1 rRNA gene is annotated in these 1,201 nt (G+C 53.0%); it reads left to right on the plus strand.

From position 1 onward, the window contains the following. A 23S ribosomal RNA gene (locus tag N436_RS28340) occupies positions 1–1,182 on the plus strand; the annotation flags it as partial. Positions 1,183–1,201 lie beyond the last annotated feature (19 nt).

Below are 1,201 nucleotides of genomic sequence, written 5' to 3' on the forward strand. Positions count from 1 at the left end.
AAGGACTTGCTCCGTAAGCCCATGCCGGTCGAAGATACCAGGCCGCTGCGACTGTTTATTAAAAACACAGCACTCTGCAAACACGAAAGTGGACGTATAGGGTGTGACGCCTGCCCGGTGCCGGAAGGTTAATTGATGGGGTTAGCGCAAGCGAAGCTCTTGATCGAAGCCCCGGTAAACGGCGGCCGTAACTATAACGGTCCTAAGGTAGCGAAATTCCTTGTCGGGTAAGTTCCGACCTGCACGAATGGCGTAACGATGGCGGCGCTGTCTCCACCCGAGACTCAGTGAAATTGAAATCGCTGTGAAGATGCAGTGTATCCGCGGCTAGACGGAAAGACCCCGTGAACCTTTACTATAGCTTTGCACTGGACTTTGAATTTGCTTGTGTAGGATAGGTGGGAGGCTTTGAAGTGGGGACGCCAGTTCTCATGGAGCCATCCTTGAAATACCACCCTGGCAACTTTGAGGTTCTAACTCAGGTCCGTTATCCGGATCGAGGACAGTGTATGGTGGGTAGTTTGACTGGGGCGGTCTCCTCCCAAAGAGTAACGGAGGAGTACGAAGGTGCGCTCAGACCGGTCGGAAATCGGTCGTAGAGTATAAAGGCAAAAGCGCGCTTGACTGCGAGACAAACACGTCGAGCAGGTACGAAAGTAGGTCTTAGTGATCCGGTGGTTCTGTATGGAAGGGCCATCGCTCAACGGATAAAAGGTACTCCGGGGATAACAGGCTGATACCGCCCAAGAGTTCATATCGACGGCGGTGTTTGGCACCTCGATGTCGGCTCATCACATCCTGGGGCTGAAGCCGGTCCCAAGGGTATGGCTGTTCGCCATTTAAAGTGGTACGCGAGCTGGGTTTAGAACGTCGTGAGACAGTTCGGTCCCTATCTGCCGTGGACGTTTGAGATTTGAGAGGGGCTGCTCCTAGTACGAGAGGACCGGAGTGGACGAACCTCTGGTGTTCCGGTTGTCACGCCAGTGGCATTGCCGGGTAGCTATGTTCGGAAGAGATAACCGCTGAAAGCATCTAAGCGGGAAACTTGCCTCAAGATGAGATCTCACTGGGATCTTGAATCCCCTAAAGGGCCGTCGAAGACTACGACGTTGATAGGTTGGGTGTGTAAGCGCTGTGAGGCGTTGAGCTAACCAATACTAATTGCCCGTGAGGCTTGACCATATAACACCCAAGCAATTTG

This window comes from Pseudomonas sp. RV120224-01b, assembly GCF_003208145.1.
Classification (GTDB): Bacteria; Pseudomonadota; Gammaproteobacteria; order Pseudomonadales; family Pseudomonadaceae; genus Aquipseudomonas; species Aquipseudomonas monteilii.